General features: G+C 40.9%; 5 protein-coding genes. All 5 read right to left on the bottom strand.

The genetic code is table 11. The features are described 5' to 3' along the window. Nucleotides 1–1,577, bottom strand: a 1,577-nt coding sequence (gene dnaX / locus ABYD77_RS18170; protein WP_372771507.1) for a DNA polymerase III subunit gamma/tau, incomplete at its 3' end; no start/stop codon positions are given. Continuing rightward, nucleotides 1,578–2,129: an adenine phosphoribosyltransferase gene (apt, locus tag ABYD77_RS18165; protein ID WP_372771506.1), complete on the bottom strand. Its 552-nt coding sequence runs from the start codon at nt 2,127–2,129 to the stop codon at nt 1,578–1,580. Between the two features lie 152 nt (nt 2,130–2,281). Then, entirely contained in the window at nt 2,282–2,407 is a 126-nt protein-coding gene (locus ABYD77_RS18160) for a hypothetical protein (protein WP_267884427.1), read from the bottom strand. Between the two features lie 70 nt (nt 2,408–2,477). Then, entirely contained in the window at nt 2,478–3,212 is a 735-nt protein-coding gene (locus ABYD77_RS18155; RefSeq protein WP_372771505.1) for a DUF2063 domain-containing protein, read from the bottom strand. Beyond that, nucleotides 3,212–3,962, bottom strand: a 751-nt coding sequence (locus ABYD77_RS18150; protein WP_372771504.1) for a DUF692 domain-containing protein, incomplete at its 5' end; no start/stop codon positions are given. The genes ABYD77_RS18155 and ABYD77_RS18150, both read right to left, overlap by 1 nt.

Below are 3,962 nucleotides of genomic sequence, written 5' to 3'. Positions count from 1 at the left end.
GGTTCACCTTCTTGCACTGGTGCATTGTCAAACTGTTGCTGTTGCTGTTGCTGTTGCTGTTGCTGTTGCTGTTGCTGTTGCTGTTGCTGTTGCTGTTGCTGTTGCTGTTGCTGTTGCTGTTGCTGTTGCTCAAACATTTCAGACGCTGGCGATTGCGCTGTCAACTGCTCGGCTTGCGCAAGTACATCATCCATTTGTTGATTTACTTGCTGCTCTAATTCAACTTGAGCTATCTCAGGCGCACTTTGTACTGCCTGTGTCTGCTCAATTGTTGGCGCTTCAACTAGCGCAGGTGCCGCAGAAATAGGTTGAACTGGTTCAGATTGTGGCTCTGGTTGTGGCTTTTGTTGAAGCTCTGGTTGCGCAATCGGCTTATTTTCCAGAGCTTCTTTTTGTTTTTTTAATTGTTCTTTTAGTGAAACGCGTGCGTTTGGAGTCGCTTGTGATGTTTGCACATGTTGGTTTTGCTGCGCTGACTGCTGAGCTTGCATGCCAGCAGGTTCAAACGCTAATAATTTAAGCATAACCATTTCAAAGCCAAGTTGCTCTGTTGGTGCCAGCATTAAGTCTTTTTTACCGTTTAACAGTAGCTGGTAATACACCTGAATTTCACGTGTATCTGCCTCTACTGCCAGTTGGCTTATAAAGTCAGAGTATTGTTCGCTTAGCTGCGCGGCTGTTGGCACTAATTTAGCAACCAAAATCAAGTGACATAATTTAATTAAGTCATCTAAAACAGCACCGTAATTGCCATTTTGTAAGCCTAGTTTGGCGCTTAATTCTAATAAACTGTCACCATCGCTCGCCATGGCCGCAATCAATAAACTTTGCGCCCACGTAATATCCATTAAGCCCAGCATGTGTTTCGTTGCTTGGTGAGTGATATTACCGTTAGTTTGTGCAATTGCTTGGTCGGTTAAACTCAGTGCATCACGCATACTGCCCTTGGCACTTTGCGAAAGTTGTTTAAGCGCTTCAGGCTCAAAACCAAGTTGTTCTTGATTAAGAATATGCGTTAATTGGGTTTCGATTTCATGTTCAGAAAGTGCTGCTAAATTAAATTGCAAACAGCGAGATAAAATCGTAACGGGTAGTTTTTGCGGATCGGTCGTCGCAAGTAAAAATTTTACGTGCTCCGGTGGCTCTTCTAAGGTTTTTAACAGCGCATTAAAGCTGTGTTTTGAGAGCATATGCACTTCATCGATAAGGTACACTTTATAGCGGCCACGGGTTGGTGCATATTGTACGTTATCGAGAATCTCACGGGTGTCTTCTACTTTGGTGCGTGAAGCTGCATCAATTTCAATCAGGTCAATGAAGCGACCTTGCTCAATATCGATACAGGCATTACAGCTGCCACACGGCTGGCTGGTAATGCCTAATTCACAATTAAGGCTTTTAGCAAAAATTCTGGCAATAGTGGTTTTACCTACACCGCGGGTACCGGTAAATAAATACGCATGGTGTAGTCGCTTTTGATCAAGCGCATTTACCAAGGCTTGTTTAACGTGTTGTTGCCCAACTAACTGATGGAAGTTTTGTGGACGCCACTTTCTTGCCAGAACTTGATAGCTCATTTACTCGCCTTCAAACTCAACTAATTTAAGTATGTTTAAACCAAGACCAGCTAAACGCGCTTCACCACCAAGTTCAGGTAATGAAATTACAAATGCTGCATCGGTTGCTTTACCACCTAACTTTTCAACAAGTTTAACGGTTGCTTCAATAGTACCGCCTGTTGCAAGTAAGTCGTCTATAAGTAGCACTTTGTCGCCCGCTTTAATAGCATCTTTGTGGATTTCAAGCGTGTCTTCACCATATTCTAATTGATACGATTGTGAAACTGTTTCGCGTGGCAATTTGCCAGGCTTACGCACAGGAACAAATGGAATGCCTAATTCAAGCGCAAGTGGTGCGCCAAATATAAAGCCACGTGATTCAGTGCCTATAATTACATCGAATGCATTGTCTTTATATTTTTCAACAAGTGTTTTTTGCACTGTTTGGAATGCTTTTGGCTCAGCTAATAAGCTAGTAATATCACGAAACATAATGCCCGGTTTAGGATAATCCGGCACAGTCGCAATGCTGCTTTTTACTAGTTCTAAGTCTGAAACTGACAAGGTCATGGTTTTCCCCAATATTTTAATTACAGGTCATTATACAAATTTTGACATAAAAACGAATATCAAATGCGGAGGATTAGTAAGATTAGTGTATTTCAGAAACAATAAAGGCCGATATATCGGCCAGAACATCACGAAGATACGTGGTAGTAAAATTAAGCGCTTAGTAAAGTCGCCCAACCTAGAATTGCATTTAAACAACCAATGCCTGCAAACACAGCTAGGAAACCAATGAAGTATTTTGCATTGAACGGATCTTTAAAATCACCTTTTTGCGCCATAATTACCTCTACATCTTAAGCACGAAAAATCGCCGCATATGATAGAGGAAGTTGATCTAGATCAAAAGTGTTATTTTGTGACCAATACGCCTTTTTCAGCAAGATCAATCAGCGTGCTTACTAAACCACTTTCAAGTACTGACGTCTCAACTTGCGGTAACGCCGCTAACATCACATTTAGCAAAGCACTAAAATTAGTACCGGGGTTGCTTTCAATTTGCTGTAATAAATGGGCTGTGATGCCGTTAATTGCGACAAACTGAATGTCATCATCGCTATCGCGGTAAATCACTAAGTGATTACCTTCATCCATTGCTGCTAACTCGGGATTATCACTTGATGCAAATTGCACTGGGTAAGCATAACTTACACGCCATGCCAGTGATGAAAAATACAGAGGTTGTGTTTGGATATCGGTAATTTTGCTTTCATTAGGATCTTGATCTGCAATTGAGAGTACAAGTTCAACCCATTCATAATGGGCAAGCTCTAACATGTATTCAGGGTCGACATCTGTGCGTTGATATTCATTTGATAAAAACGCTAGAAACTCTTCTGAAATTTGCAAAAAATAAGGAGATTTGCAATCGTGCTGGCTAAAAAATCTACGCACTAATACCAGCCAATCATCTTCGCTGTAAAGTGACTTCAATACCGGAAATGCAGAGCTAACAAACCCTTCCACGTTGTTAAAAAAAAGTTCGCGATAAATTGCTAATCGGCGATCTTCAATATCGGGGAATGCGTTATTGTCAGGATCGCGAATATGCTGCATAAAGGCATTTTGTGTTGCTTGGAAACTCATTAAGCACTTTCCCTTTTGCTCTGTTCATTTTGGATAGTTGCAATAGTATCCACCTCAACCAACAGTTCTGACATATCAGGAATATTAAAATCACGTTCTAACAAGGTTGGGAATACACCATGGATTTGATAGGCTTCACGAAGCAACTGCCATACTGGATCAATCACATCTGCGCCGTGGGTATCAACAATCAAGTCTTCGGCTTCATTGTAATGTCCGGCAATGTGCCCGTATGCAATCCGCTTTGATGGTAACCCTTTTAAGAACTGACTGGCACTGTAATTGTGGTTTATAGAATTAACGTAAATATTATTTACATCGAGCAACAACTCACAATCCGCTTCTTCAAGCACTAAGTTTGTAAAATCTAATTCTGAAATTTGCTGTGCTGGCGCGGCGTAATAAGATACGTTTTCCATTGCGATAGGCATTTCAAGAATGTCTTGTACCGTTCTGATACGCTCTGCAACATAGCGAGCTGACTCTTCACTAAATGGAATTGGCATTAAGTCATACATATGACCTTTACCTGAGCAGTAACTTAAATGTTCACTATACGCTTTAATATTATGTTGTTTGAAGAACACCTTGAGATCTTTTATAAAGTCGATATCAAGTGGCTCTGGCGAACCAATAGACAAAGATAAGCCGTGACATACAAAATTATGTTGTTCTGTTAATTGTTTGAACTTTTTACCTAATGCACCACCTAAAATAAGCCAGTTTTCTGGTGCGACTTCTAAAAAGTCC

This window comes from Pseudoalteromonas sp., assembly GCF_041629635.1.
Classification (GTDB): Bacteria; Pseudomonadota; Gammaproteobacteria; order Enterobacterales; family Alteromonadaceae; genus Pseudoalteromonas.
Note: the sequence above shows the minus strand (reverse complement) of the source record. Positions and strands in the feature narration are given on the sequence as shown.

Coding starts and splice junctions, on each gene's coding strand:
- ABYD77_RS18160 (WP_267884427.1), bottom strand. CDS start 2,407: ATGGCGCAAAAAGGTGATTTTAAAGATCCGTTCAATGCAAAATACTTC.
- apt (WP_372771506.1), bottom strand. CDS start 2,129: ATGACCTTGTCAGTTTCAGACTTAGAACTAGTAAAAAGCAGCATTGCG.
- ABYD77_RS18155 (WP_372771505.1), bottom strand. CDS start 3,212: ATGAGTTTCCAAGCAACACAAAATGCCTTTATGCAGCATATTCGCGAT.